The 17,198-nt window shown below is 66.1% G+C and carries 11 protein-coding genes; 7 read left to right on the top strand and 4 right to left on the bottom strand.

The genetic code is table 11. The features are described 5' to 3' along the window. Positions 1–24 precede the first annotated feature (24 nt). Genes ACZK0Z_RS08135 through ACZK0Z_RS08120 form a run of 4 tightly spaced genes read left to right on the top strand, consistent with a single transcriptional unit; the run spans position 25 to position 4,121 of the window. Positions 25–1,392 carry an FAD-dependent monooxygenase gene (locus ACZK0Z_RS08135; RefSeq protein ID WP_197633588.1) on the top strand — a complete coding sequence of 456 codons (1,368 nt, stop codon included), beginning with the start codon at positions 25–27 and terminating at the stop codon, positions 1,390–1,392. Next, positions 1,392–2,831: an exodeoxyribonuclease I gene (gene sbcB / locus ACZK0Z_RS08130; RefSeq protein WP_197633587.1), complete on the top strand. Its 1,440-nt coding sequence runs from the start codon at positions 1,392–1,394 to the stop codon at positions 2,829–2,831. Before ACZK0Z_RS08135 ends, sbcB begins: the two co-directional genes overlap by 1 nt. Further along, the gene (locus tag ACZK0Z_RS08125) at positions 2,828–3,514 is read left to right on the top strand and encodes a DUF2461 domain-containing protein (protein WP_197633586.1); all 687 of its coding nucleotides are present in this window, start codon (positions 2,828–2,830) and stop codon (positions 3,512–3,514) included. Before sbcB ends, ACZK0Z_RS08125 begins: the two co-directional genes overlap by 4 nt. 55 nt (positions 3,515–3,569) lie before the next feature. Then, the gene (locus ACZK0Z_RS08120; protein WP_049428367.1) at positions 3,570–4,121 is read left to right on the top strand and encodes a DUF2939 domain-containing protein; all 552 of its coding nucleotides are present in this window, start codon (positions 3,570–3,572) and stop codon (positions 4,119–4,121) included. A 129-nt stretch (positions 4,122–4,250) separates the two neighbouring features. Here the strand turns inward: ACZK0Z_RS08120 and ACZK0Z_RS08115 are convergent, their stop codons facing one another. The 3 genes from ACZK0Z_RS08115 to ACZK0Z_RS08105 all read right to left on the bottom strand — a co-directional run bounded on the left by ACZK0Z_RS08115 (position 4,251) and on the right by ACZK0Z_RS08105 (position 11,286). Next, the gene (locus tag ACZK0Z_RS08115) at positions 4,251–5,195 is read right to left on the bottom strand and encodes a 5'-nucleotidase (RefSeq protein WP_049428365.1); all 945 of its coding nucleotides are present in this window, start codon (positions 5,193–5,195) and stop codon (positions 4,251–4,253) included. A gap of 47 nt (positions 5,196–5,242) precedes the next feature. Next, a complete protein-coding gene (locus ACZK0Z_RS08110) occupies positions 5,243–6,016 on the bottom strand; it encodes an NAD kinase (protein ID WP_049428363.1) in 774 nt (257 codons plus the stop codon). Between the two features lie 293 nt (positions 6,017–6,309). Beyond that, a complete protein-coding gene (locus ACZK0Z_RS08105; protein WP_197633585.1) occupies positions 6,310–11,286 on the bottom strand; it encodes an NAD-glutamate dehydrogenase in 4,977 nt (1,658 codons plus the stop codon). A gap of 250 nt (positions 11,287–11,536) precedes the next feature. Between ACZK0Z_RS08105 and ACZK0Z_RS08100 the strand changes: the two genes are divergently transcribed. Genes ACZK0Z_RS08100 through ACZK0Z_RS08090 form a run of 3 tightly spaced genes read left to right on the top strand, consistent with a single transcriptional unit; the run spans position 11,537 to position 16,650 of the window. Further along, on the top strand, positions 11,537–12,193 hold the full coding sequence (locus ACZK0Z_RS08100; RefSeq protein WP_049428357.1) for a TetR/AcrR family transcriptional regulator: 657 nt from the start codon (positions 11,537–11,539) through the stop codon (positions 12,191–12,193). Then, positions 12,193–13,461, top strand: coding sequence for an efflux RND transporter periplasmic adaptor subunit (locus ACZK0Z_RS08095; protein WP_197633584.1), 1,269 nt, complete (start codon positions 12,193–12,195; stop codon positions 13,459–13,461). The genes ACZK0Z_RS08100 and ACZK0Z_RS08095 overlap by 1 nt, the downstream gene beginning before the upstream one ends. Positions 13,462–13,476: 15 nt before the next feature. Further along, on the top strand, positions 13,477–16,650 hold the full coding sequence (locus ACZK0Z_RS08090) for a multidrug efflux RND transporter permease subunit (RefSeq protein ID WP_049428353.1): 3,174 nt from the start codon (positions 13,477–13,479) through the stop codon (positions 16,648–16,650). A 188-nt stretch (positions 16,651–16,838) separates the two neighbouring features. Here the strand turns inward: ACZK0Z_RS08090 and ACZK0Z_RS08085 are convergent, their stop codons facing one another. Beyond that, complete coding sequence (locus ACZK0Z_RS08085; protein ID WP_197633589.1) at positions 16,839–17,126, bottom strand: hypothetical protein; 288 nt, start codon at positions 17,124–17,126, stop codon at positions 16,839–16,841. Positions 17,127–17,198: the final 72 nt, after the last annotated feature.

Raw genomic sequence — 17,198 nt, 5'->3', positions numbered from 1 at the left:
CCTCCCCTACTGCTGGACAGTTCGTTGATCGCACACGCTTCCCGCTCGTTGAGCATTATCGGTGCCGGCCTCGCCGGGTCCCTGCTGGCCATCCTGCTGTCACGGCAGGGCTGGCGCATCACCCTGTACGAACGCCGCGGCGATCCGCGCATTGCCGACTACGAGAGTGGTCGTTCGATCAACCTGGCGCTGGCCGAACGCGGGCGCAACGCCCTGCGCCAGGCGGGAGTGGAAGACGAGGTGATGGCGCGCGCGGTAATGATGCGCGGGCGCATGGTGCATCCGCGCGAAGGCGAACCGCAGCTGCAACGCTACGGCCGCGACGACAGCGAAGTAATCTGGTCGATCCATCGCAGCGACCTGAACACGACGCTGCTGGAACTCGCCGAACAGGCTGGCGCGACCGTGCACTTCCACCGCCGCCTGCATACCGTCGATTTCGATGCCGGCTACGCGCGTTTCATCGACGACCGCGATGACAGCCCGCACGACATCCGCTTCGACGCCCTGATCGGTGCCGATGGTGCAGGCTCGGCGCTGCGCGCGGCGATGAACCGGCGGGCGCCGCTGGGCGAGGACATCGCCTTCCTCGACCACTCCTACAAGGAGCTGGAAATTCCGCCGGCCGCCGACGGCAGCTTCCGCATCGAGCGCAACGCGCTGCATATCTGGCCGCGTGGCCATTACATGTGCATCGCCCTGCCCAACCACGAAGGCACCTTCACCGTCACCCTGTTCCTGCCCAACCAGGGTGATCCCAGCTTCGCCACGGTCAACACCGGCGCGCAGGCCGAAGCACTGTTCGCGCGCGAGTTCGCCGATACCCTGCCGCTGATCCCGAACCTGCGCGCGGACTGGGAACAGCACCCACCCGGCCTGCTTGGCACGCTGACGCTTGATCGCTGGCACCAGCAGGGCCGCGCGGTCCTGATTGGCGACGCCGCACATGCGATGGTGCCGTTCCACGGGCAAGGCATGAACTGCGCATTCGAGGATTGCGTGGCTCTGGCCCGCCATCTGATGGAAGCGGACGACCTGGAAGGCGCGTTCCAAGCCTTCGAAGCCGAGCGCAAGCCGAACGCACGCGCAATCCAGCAGATGGCGCTGGAAAACTATCTGGAAATGCGCGACCGCGTGGCTGATCCTGCGTTCCTGCTGCAACGCGAACTGGAACAGGAACTGCAGCGGCGCTGGCCGACCCGGTTCGTACCGCATTACACGATGGTCACCTTCCTGCACACGCCGTACGCGGAAGCCCTGCGCCGCACCGAGCTTCAGCGCGACATGCTGGTGGCGGCCACGGCCGGCCACGATTCGCTGGACAACATCGACTGGGCCGCACTGGAAGCACAGGTCCATGCGCAGCTGCCGGTCCTGGAGGGCGCGCACTGATGGCTGACAGCTTCCTGTTCTACGACCTGGAAACCTTCGGCCAGGACCCGCGGCGCACGCGCATCTCGCAGTACGCCGCGATCCGTACCGACGCCGATCTGAACGAGATCGACACCCCGGTCAGCTTCTTCGTGCGCCCGGCCGACGATCTGCTGCCCTCGCCGATGGCCACCCTGGTCACCGGCATCACCCCGCAGCAGGCCCTGGCCGAGGGCATCAGCGAGGCCGAAGCCTTCGACCGCATCAACGAGCAGCTATCGCGTCCCGGCACCTGCGCACTGGGCTACAACACGCTGCGCTTCGACGATGAATTCGTCCGCTACGGCCTGTTCCGCAACTTCCATGACCCGTACGAGCGCGAGTGGCGCAACGGCAATTCGCGCTGGGACCTGCTGGACATGCTGCGGCTGATGCGCGCGATGCGTCCGGACGGCATCCAGTGGCCGCTGCGCGAGGACGGTGCCACCTCGTTCAAGCTCGAGCACCTGGCCGAAGCCAACAACGTGCGCGAGGGTGATGCGCACGAAGCGCTGTCCGACGTGCGCGCCACGATCGGCATGGCACGGCTGTTCAAGCAGTCGCAGCCGCGCCTGTGGGACTACGCCCTGAAGCTGCGCGACAAGCGTTTCGTAGGCAGCCTGCTGGATGTAACCGCGATGAAGCCGGTGCTGCACATTTCCATGCGCTACCCGGCCAGCCGCCTGTGCGCGGCGCCGGTGCTGCCGCTGGCGGTGCACCCGACCATCAACAACCGGGTGATCGTGTTCGACCTCGACGGCGACATCGACGACCTGCTGGCACTACCAGCCGATGTGATCGCACAGCGCCTGTACATGCGCGCCAGCGAGCTGCCCGAGGGCGTTGCACGGGTGCCGCTGAAGGAGGTGCACCTGAACAAGGTGCCGGCGCTGATCGCCTGGAACCACCTGCGTGCCGACGACCACCAGCGCCTGGGCCTGGACGTGGCGGCCATCGACGCCAAGATCGAGCGCCTGCGCGAATTCGCCCCACAGCTGGCGGAGAAGGCGCGCCAGGTCTACAACCAGCCGCGCGTGGCCACCGTGGCCGATGTCGATGCATCGCTGTACGACGGATTCCTGGGCAACGGTGACAAACCGCTGCTGGCCCTGGCCCGTACCACCGCGCCGGATCAGCTGGCCGCGCTGGAAGGCCGCTTCCGTGACCCGCGCCTGCCCGAGCTGCTGTTCCGCTACCGCGCGCGCAACCATCCCGACAGCCTCGCGCCGGCTGAACGCCAGCGCTGGCAGGATTACCGCCGCCAGCGCCTGCTCGGAGACGGCGGCCTGGGCGAACTCACCCTGCCCCAGTACCAGCAGCAGCTGGATGCACTGGCCGCCGAAGCGCCCGATGACACCCGGCGCCAGGCGCTGCTGCAATCGCTGCGCGATTGGGGCCAGCACCTGCAGGAGACGCTGTGAGCACTTATTTCTCTGACGCCAGCTTCAAGTTCCTGCGCGGCCTTGCGCGGCACAACGACAAGGCCTGGTTCAACGATCACCGCCAGCAGTACGAAGACCACGTGCGGCAGCCGTTCCTGCGCCTGCTGGGCGACCTGCAGCCGGCCCTGGCCGAGGTCAGCGAGCACTTCCGCGCCGATACCCGCGGCGTCGGTGGCTCGCTGTTCCGCATCCATCGCGACGCGCGTTTTTCCAACGACAAGTCGCCGTACAAGACCTGGCAGGGTGCCCGCCTGTTCCATGAGCGCCGCCGTGAAGTGGCCGCGCCCTCCTTCTACGTGCACCTGCAGCCCGGCGAGAGCTTCGTCGGCGCTGGCCTGTGGCATCCAGAACCCGAGACGCAGCGCCGCGTGCGCCACTTCATTCTCGACAACCCGGGCAGCTGGAAGGCCGCCGCGCATGCCCCGGCGCTGCGCAAGCGCTTCGATTTCGAGGAGAGCGAGAAGCTGGTGCGCCCGCCACGTGGCTTCCCGGCCGATTTCGAGTTCATTGACGACCTCAAGCACCGCAACTGGGTGATGTGGCGCTCGCTGGACGATGCCACCATGACCGGCCCGCGCCTGCTGTCCACGCTGGGCAAGGACCTGGCTGGGCTCGGCCCGTTCGTCGACTACCTGTGCGCGGCACTGGACCTGGAGTTCTGAGCCGCATCACCTGCCGTTCACCACTGGCTGCCTCACTTGCGGCAGTCTGGACAGCATGAAGAAACTCACTGCACTGGCTGTGCTGCTGGTCCTGGCCTTGGCCGCGTGGTGGTTCGGCGGCCCCTACATGACCGTGCACGGCCTGTCCCAGGCCATTGAAGAACGTGACACGGTGCGACTGGAGCGCTACGTCGATTTCCCGCGCGTGCGCGGCAGCCTGCGCGCACAGCTCAACGACTATCTGGTGCGCCAGGCAGGCCCGGATATAGCAGCCAGCCCGTTCGGTGCCCTGCTCTACGGCCTGGGCGACCAGCTCGGCGGTGCAGCGGTGGAGACCATGGTGACCCCGACGGGCATCGGCGCGATGCTGCAGGGCCACGTGCTGTGGAAGCGCGGCCGCAATGAACTGCAGGGCGGCGATGCGTTCGGCGCGACCGAACCGGCACGGCCGTTGAAGAACGCCGAGCATCACTTTGAAGCGCTGGACCGCTTCGTGATCGACGTCGATCGCGGCGCCGGCCAGCCGCCGTTGAAGGTGGTGCTGGAACCGCAGGGCCTGCGCTGGAAGGTGGTGGATCTGCAGTTGGGGATGTCCGGTAACCCTTGATCGGACCCGTGGCCTGACGGCAGTGCCAACCAAGGTTGGCAACTACCAGAGCACAGTGCCCCGGTGGGTGCCAACCTTGGTTGGCAGTGCCATGCATCGGCGCCAACTAGGGTTGGCAGCCACCAGGCCCTACCCCTCGTTGGCGACGCCATGTGGTACGTGGCCAGCGGCCACGTGTTCGCGCGCACTGTCGATGTTGTGCTGCGAATCGTCGAAGAAGATGTCGGCTCCGAATGCGTGCAGGAACGGTCCCTTGTGGCGACCACCGAGGAACAGCGCTTCGTCCAGGCGCACGCCCCACTCACGCAGGGTGCGGATCACCCGCTCGTGCGCCGGTGCCGAGCGCGCGGTCACCAATGCGGTGCGGATCGGTGCGCTTTCGCCGGCCGGGAATACCTCCTGCAACGTATGCAGGGCCGACAGGAAGCCGCGGAACGGTCCACCACTGAGTGGCTCGCGGGCGCGTTCGCGCTCGTGCCGGCCAAACGCCTCCACGCCCTGCTCGCGCGAGATGCGCTCGCTTTCGTCACCGAAGATCACCGCGTCACCGTCGAAGGCGATGCGCAGCTGCCCGGCCGGGCGACCGGTATCGATCTGGTCAGCCGCCGCAGCAGCGGTTTCACCCGGCGGCTTGGGCAGGATGGTCGCCGCCGCGATCCCGTGGCGCAGCGCACTGCGTACCGACTCCGGATTGGCCGACAGGAACAGATCGGTGCCGAACGGCTTCACGTACGGCCAGGTCGGCTCGCCAGCGGTGAACGTAGCCCGGATGATGCCCAGGCCGTAGTGCTGGATCGAATTGAAGATGCGCAGGCCGGTATCGGCCGAGTTGCGCGACAGCAGGATCACCTCGACCCGCGGATTCTCCGGGCTGGCGCCCTGGTTCAATGCCAGCAGCTTGCGTACCACCGGAAACGCCACGCCGGGGCCGAGGATGTCGTCCTCGTGCTGGCGCTGGAATTCGGCATACGCCGCCACGCCATCGCTCTCGAACAGCGCGTGGCTTTCTTCCAGATCGAACAGCGCGCGCGAGGTCACCGCGACGGTCAGCAAACGGGGAGAGTTGTCGCCCATCGGTGGGGGTCCTTCAAGCGTTCGGCACGGCCGGCCGCCCATTGTCCTCAAAAAACGAACTGTTCGCTCAGGATCCGGTCTTCCAGGTTGTGCTCCGGGTCGAACAGCAGGGTCACGCGGCGGTCTTTCGACTCGCGGATGGTCACTTCGACCACATCGCGGGTCTCGTGCGAATCGGCGGTCACGCTGACCGGGCGCTTGTACGGATCGAGCACCCGGAAGCGCACTTCGGTGTCGGCCTTGAGGATGGCCCCGCGCCAGCGCCTTGGCCGGTAAGGGGCCAACGGCGTCAGCGCGATGGTGTGCGAACCCAGCGGCAGCACCGGGCCATGCGCGGAATAGTTGTAGGCGGTGCTGCCTGCCGGGGTGGCCACCAGCACGCCGTCACCGATCAGTTCGGCCACGCGCTCCTGGCCGTTCAGGTCGATGCCGATATGCGCGGCCTGCCGGGTCTGGCGCAGCAGCGAAACATCGTTGTAGGCCAGCGAACCGGTACTGGTACCGGACTCGGTCAGCGCCACCATTTCCAGCGGGCGCAGATGGGCCGGCTCGGCGCGGGCGATGCGGGCATGCACGTCTTCGTCGCCGCGGTACTGGTTCATCAGGAAACCGACCGTGCCCAGCTTCATGCCGAACACCGGCTTGCCCAGGTGCCCATGCCGATGCAGGGTCTGCAGCATGAAGCCATCACCGCCCAGCGGGCACAGCACGTCGGCCTGCTCGGGCGCGTAGTCGCCATAGCGCGAGACCATGGCCGCGCGGGCCATCTGCGCGGGCTCGGTGGTGCTGGCCAGGAAAGCGATGCGGGGGGTGTCGCTCATCGGTGGATCCGGGGAGGTTTGATGGAGAGCATAACCGAGCGCCGGGAGTTGGAGCCCGTGGGGCGGATGACCGGCATATCCGCCGGGACACGCCGTAAACCCATCCCTGGGGGCTCGATCGCGCCATCCATGGCGCTCACGGTCCCAGCGGATATGCGGGTCATCCACCTGGCAGGTTCACGGCGGGCGTCGGGTCAGCTGGTCGCAAAGGTCAAGGGCTGAAACAGAACGGCCCCGCTCTCGCGGGGCCGCTCTGTTCTACTCATGCCAGGCGTGGCCTGGCACTACTTCACTTACGCGCCGTGTGCCGCCAGCTGGCCCAGACGCTGCACCGCGACCGAGACGGTCGGGTAGTCCAGGGTCTTCTGCTCTGCCAGTTCGGCCAGCATCGCCAGGGTGAAGCGCAGGCTGTTGTCGTCACGGCCCATCCAGGCTGCGACCTTGGCCTCCGCGCTGCCGCCCTTGGTGCCGAGCACCTGGCCGGCCAGGTTGCGGTGATTGGCCGCCAGTTCGTCACGCAACACGCCACGTGCCACGGCATGCCAACGGCCGTTGACCTCCAGCGCGTCGACCTGCTCGAACAGCCACGGCAGCTGCAGGGCATCGCCCAGGCGGAAGTGGACCTTGGACACGTCCACCGGCTTCAGCTTGCGGGTGCGGGCCAGTTCGATGATGTCGAATGCCGGCTCCAGGAAGTGCAGTTCGGCCAGCTGCTGCGCCAGCGCGGACGGCAGGCCCTTTTCCTTCCACTCCGCCACCAGGGCTTCGTAGGTCGGACGCTGCGAATCCGGCAGCACGCCCGAAGCAACGCGGATGTCGTTGAACGGGCCCTGGTAGCGGTTGACCGCTTCGGTGATGCCCGGCATCGCGCCCGGGCGCGACAGCAGCCAGCGCACGAACGAACGCTGCAGCTTCCAGATCACTTCCAGTGCGTCGATCTGCACCGACTCCGGCACCTTGCCGTCGAGGGCATCGATCTGCGCCCACAGCGCGCGTGCATCCAGCGTTTCGCGGCTGATGGTGTAGGCCTTGGCGACCTCGGCGATGGAGCGGCCGGTGTCTTCCTGCATGCGCATCAGGAAGGTGGCGCCCATGCGGTTGATGGTCTGGTTGGTCACGGCCGTGGCGATGATTTCGCGCTTCAGGCGGTGACGCTCCATCGCGTCGGCGTACTTCTTCTGCAGCGGGGTCGGGAAGTAACGCTGCAGTTCCTTGGACAGGTACGGATCTTCCGGGATGTCCGAATCCAGCAGCTGAGCGAACGCCACCAGCTTGGAGTAGGACAGCAGCACCGACAGCTCCGGACGGGTCAGGCCCTGGCCGCGTGCCTTGCGCTGCGACAGCTCGGCGTCGGACGGCAGGAACTCGATCTGGCGATCCAGCAGGCCCTGCTGTTCCAGGGTACGGATGAAGTGCTGCTTGGAACCCAGGCGCTTGACCGCCATCCGCTCCATCAGGCTCAGCGCCTGGTTCTGGCGGTAGTTGTCGTTCAGCACCAGCTCGGCGACTTCATCGGTCATCGAGGCCAGCAGCTTGTTGCGCTGCTCGACGGTCAGCTTCTTGGCCCGCACCACATCGTTGAGCAGGATCTTGATGTTGACTTCGTGGTCGGAGGTGTCCACGCCGGCCGAGTTGTCGATGAAGTCGGTGTTGAGCAGCACGCCGGCCTGGGCGGCTTCGATGCGGCCCAGCTGGGTCATGCCCAGGTTGCCGCCCTCGCCCACCACCTTGCAGCGCAGCTCGCCACCGTTCACGCGCAGCGCGTTGTTGGCGCGGTCGCCGACATCGCTGTGCTGCTCGCTGGCGGCCTTGACGTAGGTACCGATGCCGCCGTTCCACAGCAGGTCGACCGGCGCCTTCAGGATCGCGCTCATCAGATCGTTCGGCGACAGCGCCTTGACGTTTTCGTCCAGGCCCAGCGCTTCGCGCACCTGCGGGGTGATCTCGATCGACTTCAGGCTGCGCGGATAGACGCCGCCGCCCTTGCTGATCAGCTTGGCGTCGTAGTCCGCCCAGCTCGAACGCGGCACGGTGAACAGGCGCTCACGTTCGACGAACGTGGTGGCCGCATCCGGGTTCGGGTCCAGGAAGATGTGGCGGTGATCGAAGGCAGCGACCAGGCGGATGTGGCGCGACAACAGCATGCCGTTGCCGAACACGTCGCCGGACATGTCGCCGACACCGACCGCGGTGAAGTCCTGGGTCTGGCTGTCACGGCCCAGCGCACGGAAGTGGCGCTTGACCGACTCCCACGCACCGCGTGCGGTGATGCCCATGCCCTTGTGGTCGTAGCCGACCGAACCGCCGGAAGCGAACGCATCGCCCATCCAGAAGCCGTGCGCGATGGCCAGGCCGTTGGCGATGTCGGAGAAGGTCGCGGTGCCCTTGTCGGCCGCCACCACCAGGTACGGATCGTCCATGTCGTGGCGCACGACATCCACCGGCGGCACGATCTTGTTGTTGACGATGTTGTCGGTGATGTCCAGCAGGCCCTGGATGAACAGCTTGTAGCAGGCCACGCCGTTGGCGAACACCGCATCACGGTCGCCGTTCACCGGCGGGGTCTTGGCGAAGAAGCCGCCCTTGGCGCCGACCGGGACGATGACGGTGTTCTTGACCATCTGCGCCTTGACCAGGCCCAGCACCTCGGTGCGGAAGTCTTCGCGACGATCCGACCAGCGCAGGCCGCCACGGGCCACGGCGCCGAAGCGCAGGTGGGTACCTTCCACGCGCGGGCCGTAGACGAAGATTTCGCGGTACGGACGCGGCTTCGGCAGGTCCGGCACCAGCGCCGAATCGAACTTGAAGCTGATGACATGGCCGTGCTGGCCGTTGGCATCGGTCTGGTAGTAGCTGGTACGCAGGGTCGCGTCGATCACGCCCATGAACGAGCGCAGGATGCGGTCCTCGTCCAGGCTGGACACGCGGTCCATCAGCTTCAGCAGCGCATCGCGCGCGGCCTGCATCTGCGCATCGCGGTCACCCTTGCGGGCGTCGACCACGGTCTTGAGCACCTTCAGGGTGGCCTCGTCGCCGGCAGCCAGCACATCGAGGTGGGCCTTCAGCTGGGCCTGGCCAGCGGCGATGTCTTCCTTGCTTTCATGACCGGTGGCCGGATCGAAGCGCGCTTCGAACAGTTCGACCAGAAGGCGGGCCAGCAGTGGGTAGCGCGCGAAGGTGCCTTCCACGTAGGCCTGCGAGAACGGCACGCCGGTCTGCAGCAGGTACTTGCAGTAGCCACGCAGCATCGCGACCTGGCGCCAGTGCAGGCCAGCGGCCAGCACCAGGCGGTTGAAGCCGTCGTTCTCGGCATCGCCGTGCCAGACGCGGGCGAAGGTCTCGCCGAAGGCTTCATCGACGCTGGCGGCATCGATCGCGCCGGCGGTCGATTCGACCTCGAAGTCCTGCACATACACCGGCGCGTTGTCGACCGACAGGCGGTACGGACGCTCGGCGATCACGCGCAGGCCCATGTTTTCCATCATCGGCAGCGCGTCCGACAGCGGAATGTCGTCGAGCTGGCGATACAGCTTCAGGCGCAGGCCATCGCCGCTTTCGCGCGGCACGGCCTGCAGGCTCAGGCGCAGGTCGTCCGGGCCGGTCAGGGCGTCGAGCTGGCTGACATCGTTGGCGGCAACCGCGGTGCTGTTGTCTTCGATGTAGCCGGCCGGCAGCGCCTTGCCGATGCGGGCGGCGATGCGCAGGCCTTCGGTCTCGCCGTGGCGGCTCACCAGCGCTTCGCGCAGGTCGTCCTGCCAGTTGCGCAGCACCTGGGCCAGCTTCTGCTCCAGTTCGGCGGTATCGACGTCGAGCATTTCACCCGGCTTCGGGCGCACGATCAGGTGCACCTGCGCCAGCGGCGATTCGCCCAGCACCACCGAGCTGTCGACGAACTCGCCGTGCAGCGCGTCCTTCAGCATCGCTTCGATGCGCAGGCGCACGTCGGTGTTGAAGCGCTCGCGCGGCAGGTAGACCAGCGCGGAGATGAAACGGCTGTATTTGTCGCGCCGCAGGAACAGGCGGCTGCGCACGCGTTCCTGCAGGCCCAGCACGCCCATCGCGGTGCGGAACAGTTCGTCCTCGCTGGACTGGAACAGTTCTTCGCGCGGCAGGGTTTCCAGGATATGGCGCAGGGCCTTGCCACTGTGGCTGGCCGGGGCCAGCCCGGACTGCTTCATCACGTGCTCGTGGCGCTGGCGCACCAGCGGGATTTCCCACGGGCGGCGGTTGTAGGCGCTGGAGGTGAACAGGCCGAGGAAACGCTGCTCGCCGATGATCTTGCCCTTGGCGTCGAACTCCAGCACGCCGATGTAGTCCATGTAGCCGGCGCGGTGCACGCGCGAACGGGCATTGGTCTTGGTCAGGATCAGCGCATCCTTCAAACCGGACGTGGTGTTCAGGCCCTGCGCGGCCAGCGTCTTGACCGGACGGGCGGCGGACTTGTCCTTGCCGCGCATCAGGCCCAGGCCGGTGTCGTTCAGCGGCGCCAGCACCTCTTCCTTGCCCTGCTTCTCGACGCGGTACTCGCGGTAGCCGAAGAAGGTGAAGTGGTTGTCGGCGGCCCAGCGCAGGAATTCCTGTGCTTCCTTGCGCGAGGCATCGTCGACCGGCAGCTGGCGCTTGCCCAGGTCGTCGGCCAGTGCCAGCGCCTTGTCCTTCATCGGCTGCCAGTCGCGCACGATCGCGCGCACTTCGTCCAGCGCCTTGTTGATGGCCTGTTCGATGGCGGCCATGGCTTCGGCCGGCTGGCGGTCGATCTCCAGCAGCATCACCGACTCGGCATCACCCTCGCCGACCTTGACCAGCTTGCCGGCCTTGTCGCGGGTGAAACGCAGCACCGGGTGGCCCAGCACGTGGACGCCCACGCCCTGTTCGGCCAGCGACATGGTGACGGTATCGACGAGGAACGGCATGTCGTCGTTGACGATCTGCAGCACGGTGTGCGGCGATTCCCAACCATTGGCCTTCGCGGTCGGATTGAACACGCGGACGTTGGCCTTGCCGGCCTTGCGGGCACGGGCGAATTCCAGCGTCTCAGCCGCGAGAGCGGCCCACTCTTCAGCGCTGTGGTGCGGGAACTCGTCCGACTCCATGCGCTTGTAGAAGTCAGTGGCGAAGGCCACTGCTTCGGCCTGTGCGGCCGCGGGGTAGCGCTTGCGCAATGCCGTGTACACCGGCTCCAGGGAGAAACCAGCGGTCACTGCGACCTCCGACTCTGCTGGTTTGGTCTTGTTTTTCACGGTCTTGGCTGCGGTATTTTGCGGTTTCATGGCAGAGCGATGCGCTTGCTCAGTTGGGAAAATGAAATTGTAGCCCTACCGCACGAAAAGGCCTTGCTGCAGGACGGAATAAGCAGATTCGGGTTTGCTGCGGTTTAGACGCCTATTCAGTTCGCACCGGTACGGTGCTGGCACCTGTTTCAGCACTGCCGACAGGATCGGCAAAACGTGTTACCGGAAGACACACGCGGCGACGCCGATGCGATTCCACAATCCTGAACTGGACGGTATAGTCCACCGCGTGAACCCGGCTTACCTACCCGTTGCCCTCGATGCACGCGATGAGCGTGTGTTCGACGCCGTACGCGAACTGCTGGCCCAGCAGGGCATGCAGATGAGCATGGAGGCGGTGGCCCAGCACGCCGGCTGCTCCAAGCAGACCCTGTACTCGCGCTATGGCAGCAAGCAGGATCTGTTGCGCCGGGTGATGCAGCGCCATGTCGGCCACGCCACTGGCGCCATGGTCCGTGCACTCCGCACTGACGACCTGCGTGCCAGCCTGCTCCAGTTCGCCACCGACTTCCTGGAGCATTTCAACCAACCGCACGTAGGACAGGCCTGCCGGCTGATCGCTGCCGACGCGGCCCAGTTTCCCGAAGAGGCGCGTACGCTGTACCGGCATGGCGCCGGCGCGCTGACGCTTCATCTTGCTGAATGGATTGAAACCGTTTGCATGCGTGGCCAGCTCCGGCATGACGACCCGCACTTCATGGCCGAACTGCTGCTGAGCATGATCGCCGGTCAGGATTTCGACAAACAGCGCTTCCATACCCCCCATCGTGATGACGCGCTGCTGCGTCGGCGCTGGGCAGAGTTCTCCGTCGACAGCTTCCTGCGCGCATTCGCGCCACAGCCGTTGCCGGCCCCTCCTACAAACCAACCCCGGAGTTCCTCCTGATGACCGCCCCACTCCGCACCCTTGCCTTGACGTGCGCCGTTGCTGTCGCGCTGGCTGCCTGCAAGAAGCCGGAACAGCAGATGCCCCCGCCGCCGGAGGTGGGCGTGATCGACGCCAAGCCGCAGACCCTGCCGCTGCAGCGCGAGCTGGTCGGCCGCCTGTCGCCGTTCCGCAGCGCCGACGTCCGCGCGCGCGTGCCGGGCGTGCTGCTCAAGCGCGTCTACCAGGAAGGCTCGCAGGTGAAGCAGGGCCAGACCCTGTTCCTGATCGACCCGGCGCCGCTGCGCGCCTCGCTCAACGCCTCCGAAGCACAGCTGGCCTCGGCCCGCGCCACCTACGCCAATGCCAAGGTGGCCGCTGATCGCGCCCGCTCCCTGGCGCCGCAGCAGTTCGTCTCCAAGTCCGACCTGGACAACGCCGAATCGGCCGAACGTACCGCGCTGGCTGCGGTCAAGCAGGCCGAAGCGGCAGTGACCTCCTCGCGGATCAACCTGGGCTACGCCGAGGTGACTGCGCCGATCAGTGGCGTGGCCAACAAGCAGCAGGTCACCGAGGGCGCGCTGGTCGGCCAGGGCGATGTGACCCTGCTGACCACCGTCGACCAGCTCGACCCGCTGTATGTGAACTTCTCGCTCAGCGTGGATGAGCTGACCCAGCTGCGTGCGCAGCAGGCCAAGGGCGCGCTGGCGCTGTCCGGCGACGGCAAGGCCACGGTGGCCGTGAAGCTGGCCGATGGCAGCACCTACAGCGAGCCGGGCACGCTGGACTTCTCTTCGACCACGGTCGATCCGGCCACCGGCGCGGTGTCGCTGCGTGCGCTGCTGCCGAACCCGCAGCAGATCCTGCTGCCCGGTGCCTTCGTCAGCTTCCAGGCCAACCTGGGCGAGCGCAACAACGCCTTCCTGGTGCCGCAGCAGGCCCTGCTGCGAGACACCACCGGCGGCTACGTGATGGTGGTCGGCGCCGACGGCAAGGTCGTGCGCAAGAATGTGAAGACCGATGGCGCACAGAACGGCAACTGGCTGGTCAGCGACGGCCTGGCCGCCGGTGACAAGGTGATCGTGGCCGGCGTGCAGAAGGTCAAGGAAGGTGCACCGGCGGTGGCCAAGCCGTGGACCCCGGGGCAGGACGCCAACGGCAAGCCTGCCGCGGGCGGCGCCGCTCCGGCGGGCGCGGCACCGGCCGCAGGCAAGGCACCGGCCGACGCAGCCAAGCCCGAGCAGGCCGATGCGGCCAAGCCCGCCGCCACCGATTCGAACAAGCAGTAACGGGAACCTTCCGTCATGCCTAAATTTTTCATCGAACATCCAGTCTTCGCCTGGGTGGTTGCGATCCTGATCTCGCTCAGCGGCGTGATCGCGATCCTCAACCTGGGCGTGGAGTCCTATCCCAACATCGCCCCGCCACAGGTGACCGTCTCGGCCACTTACCCGGGCGCCAGTGCGGACACCACTGAAAAATCGGTCACCCAGGTGATCGAGCAGCAGCTGACCGGTATCGATCACCTGCTGTATTTCAGTTCCTCGTCCGCCTCCAACGGCCGTGCGCAGATCACGCTGACCTTCGAGACCGGTACCGATCCGGACATCGCCCAGGTGCAGGTGCAGAACAAGGTCTCGCTGGCCACGCCCCGACTGCCATCGGAAGTGACCCAGCAGGGCGTGGTGGTGGCCAAGGCCAACGCCGGCTTCCTGATGGTGATCGCGCTGCAGTCCGATACGCCGGCCATCAACCGTGATGCCCTGAACGACATCGTCGGTTCGCGCGTGCTCGACCAGGTCTCGCGTATCCCCGGCGTCGGCAGCACCCAGCAGTTCGGTTCCGAGTACGCCATGAACATCTGGCTGAACCCGGAAAAGATGCAGGGCTACGGCCTGTCGGCCAGCCAGGTGCTGGCAGCGGTGCGTGCGCAGAACGTGCAGTTCGCTGCCGGTGCGCTGGGTTCGGACCCGTCGCCGGAAGGCCAGCACTTCACCGCCACGGTCTCGGCCGAAGGCCGCTTCAGCTCGCCGCAGGAGTTCGAGAACATCATCCTGCGCGCCAATGCTGATGGCTCGCGCGTGCTGCTGAAGGACATCGCCCGCGTTGCCTTCGGTGCCAACAACTACGGCTTCGATACCCAGTACAACGGCAAGCCGACCGGTGCCTTCGCCATCCAGCTGCTGCCGGGCGCCAACGCCCTGAACGTGGCCGATGCGGTGCGCGCCAAGATGGACGAACTGCAGCCCAGCTTCCCGGCCGGCGTCACCTGGTTCTCGCCGTACGACAGCACCACCTTCGTCAAGATCTCGATCCAGGAAGTGGTCAAGACCCTGTTCGAGGCGGTGTTCCTCGTGTTCCTGGTGATGCTGATCTTCCTGCAGAACTTCCGCGCCACCCTGATCCCGACCCTGGTCATTCCGGTTGCCCTGCTCGGCACCTTCCTGGGCATGTGGATGATCGGCTTCACGATCAACCAGCTGACCCTGTTCGCGATGGTGCTGGCGATCGGCATCGTGGTCGATGACGCGATCGTAGTGATCGAGAACGTCGAACGCATCATGACCGAGGAAGGCCTGGCGCCGAAGCCGGCCACGCAGAAGGCGATGACCCAGATCACCGGCGCGGTGGTGGCGATCACCGTCGTGCTGGCCGCGGTGTTCATTCCGTCCGCCCTGCAGGGCGGCGCGGCCGGTGAGATCTACAAGCAGTTCGCGCTGACCATCGCCATTTCGATGGCATTCTCGGCGTTCCTGGCGCTGGGCTTCACCCCGGCGCTGTGCGCGACCTTCCTGAAGCCGACGCACAACGACAACCCGAACATCGTCTACCGCACCTTCAACAAGTACTACGACAAGATCAGCCACACCTATGTGGGCCACATCACCTCGGCGGTGCGCCATGCGCCGCGTTGGATGATCCTGTTCGTGGTGCTGACCGCACTGTGCGGCTTCCTGTTCACCCGCATGCCGGGCAGCTTCCTGCCGGAAGAAGACCAGGGCTATGCGCTGGCGATCGTGCAGCTGCCGCCGGGCTCGACCAAGGGCCAGACCAACGAAGTGTTCGCGCAGATGCGTGGCATCCTGGAAAAGCAGGATGGTTATGAAGGCATGCTGCAGGTCGCCGGTTTCAGCTTCGTCGGTTCCGGCGAGAACGTGGGCATGGGCTTCATCCGCCTGAAGCCGTGGGAGGAACGCAAGTTCACCGCGCCGGAGTTCATCCAGAACATGAACGGCGCGTTCTACGGCATCAAGGAAGCGCAGATCTTCGTGGTCAACCTGCCCACCGTGCAGGGCCTTGGCCAGTTCGGTGGTTTCGACATGTGGCTGCAGGACCGTAGCGGCGCCGGTTACGAGCAGCTGACCCAGGCCCGCAACATCCTGCTCGGCCAGGCCGCGCAGAAGCCGGACCACCTGGTCGGCGTACGCCCGAACGGCCTGGAAAACGCACCGCAGCTCCAGCTGCACGTGGACCGCGTGCAGGCGCAGTCGATGGGCATGTCGGTGTCGGACGTGTACAGCACCATCCAGCTGATGCTGGCCCCGGTGTACGTCAACGACTTCTTCTACGAAGGCCGCATCAAGCGCGTGACCATGCAGGCCGATGGCCCCTACCGCACCGGCCAGGAGTCGCTGAAGAGCTTCTACAGCCCGTCCAGCCTGACCACCAATGCCGACGGCACCAACGCGATGATCCCGCTCAACACGGTGGTCAAGTCCGAATGGGTGTCGGCGCCGCCGTCGCTGAGCCGTTACAACGGCTACTCGGCGATCAACATCGTCGGTTCGCAGGCGCCGGGCACCAGCTCGGGTGAAGCGATGCAGACCATGGAAGGCATCGTCAACGACGACCTGCCGGCCGGCTTCGGCTACGACTGGTCCGGCATGTCCTACCAGGAAATCCTGGCCGGCAACGCCGCGACCCTGCTGCTGGTGCTGTCCATCGTGGTGGTGTTCCTGTGCCTGGCCGCGCTGTATGAAAGCTGGTCGATCCCGGTGGCTGTGCTGCTGGTGGTGCCGCTGGGCGTGCTGGGTGCACTGGGCCTGTCGATGCTGCGTGGCCTGCCCAACGATCTGTTCTTCAAGATCGGCCTGATCACCGTGATCGGCCTGGCGGCGAAGAACGCGATCCTGATCGTGGAGTTCGCGGTGGAGCAGCGCGCAGCCGGCAAGAACCTGCGCGATGCCACGATCGAGGCGGCCCGCCTGCGTTTCCGCCCGATCCTGATGACCTCGTTTGCGTTCATCATGGGCGTGATCCCGATGGCGATCTCCACCGGCGCCGGCGCCAACTCCCGCCACGCCATCGGTACCGGCGTGATCGGCGGCATGCTGTTCGCCACCCTGCTCGGCCTGCTGATGATCCCGGTGTTCTTCGTGGTCGTGCGCCGCATGCTGGGCGACAAGCTGGATGAACCGTCGAAGGAGTTCATGGAACGCCAGCGGGACGCGGATGCTGCACACCGTCCGGATCGTTGATCTGGTCGTGAGCTGAAACGAGAAAGGCCCCGGAGCGATCCGGGGCCTTTTTTCTTGCCGCTTTTGAATCCATGCCAACCAAGGTTGGCATCTACCAGAGCAAGGACATGCCCGAAGGTTGGCATCCACCAGAGCAACGGCATGCCCGGTAGCCGCCAACCTCGGTTGGCGCTCTCCAGGGCAACGTCTCAGCGCAGCAGCGCAACCACTATGCACACTGCCACCAGAACCAGCGCGGCCCACTGCATCGGCACGAAGAAGAAATGATGGGGCGCGACTTCACCCTTCTGCCGGGGTGCACGGTTGAGCCACAGGCCCAGCAGCACGTTCACCGCCGCGCCAATTCCGGCACCCAGCAACACCTGCGAGAGCGGGATGTTGCCCCTGGGGCCTGCGTGCGGGAAGAAATACGCCAGCAGCAGGATCGCTGCGATCGGCGTGACCAGTGTCAGGATTCCCCAACCACGATAGATCATCTGTGCAGACCGTATGGAAACGGCCTGCATTGGAACAGATCCGGCATCGTTCGGCCAAGAGCACGGCGCATC

It is taken from the genome of Stenotrophomonas sp. 116085_Sma, assembly GCF_056479585.1.
Note: the sequence above shows the minus strand (reverse complement) of the source record. Positions and strands in the feature narration are given on the sequence as shown.

Coding starts and splice junctions, on each gene's coding strand:
- sbcB (WP_197633587.1), top strand. CDS start 1,392: ATGGCTGACAGCTTCCTGTTCTACGACCTGGAAACCTTCGGCCAGGAC.
- ACZK0Z_RS08120 (WP_049428367.1), top strand. CDS start 3,570: ATGAAGAAACTCACTGCACTGGCTGTGCTGCTGGTCCTGGCCTTGGCC.
- ACZK0Z_RS08115 (WP_049428365.1), bottom strand. CDS start 5,195: ATGGGCGACAACTCTCCCCGTTTGCTGACCGTCGCGGTGACCTCGCGC.
- ACZK0Z_RS08110 (WP_049428363.1), bottom strand. CDS start 6,016: ATGAGCGACACCCCCCGCATCGCTTTCCTGGCCAGCACCACCGAGCCC.
- ACZK0Z_RS08105 (WP_197633585.1), bottom strand. CDS start 11,286: ATGAAACCGCAAAATACCGCAGCCAAGACCGTGAAAAACAAGACCAAA.
- ACZK0Z_RS08095 (WP_197633584.1), top strand. CDS start 12,193: ATGACCGCCCCACTCCGCACCCTTGCCTTGACGTGCGCCGTTGCTGTC.
- ACZK0Z_RS08090 (WP_049428353.1), top strand. CDS start 13,477: ATGCCTAAATTTTTCATCGAACATCCAGTCTTCGCCTGGGTGGTTGCG.
- ACZK0Z_RS08085 (WP_197633589.1), bottom strand. CDS start 17,126: ATGATCTATCGTGGTTGGGGAATCCTGACACTGGTCACGCCGATCGCA.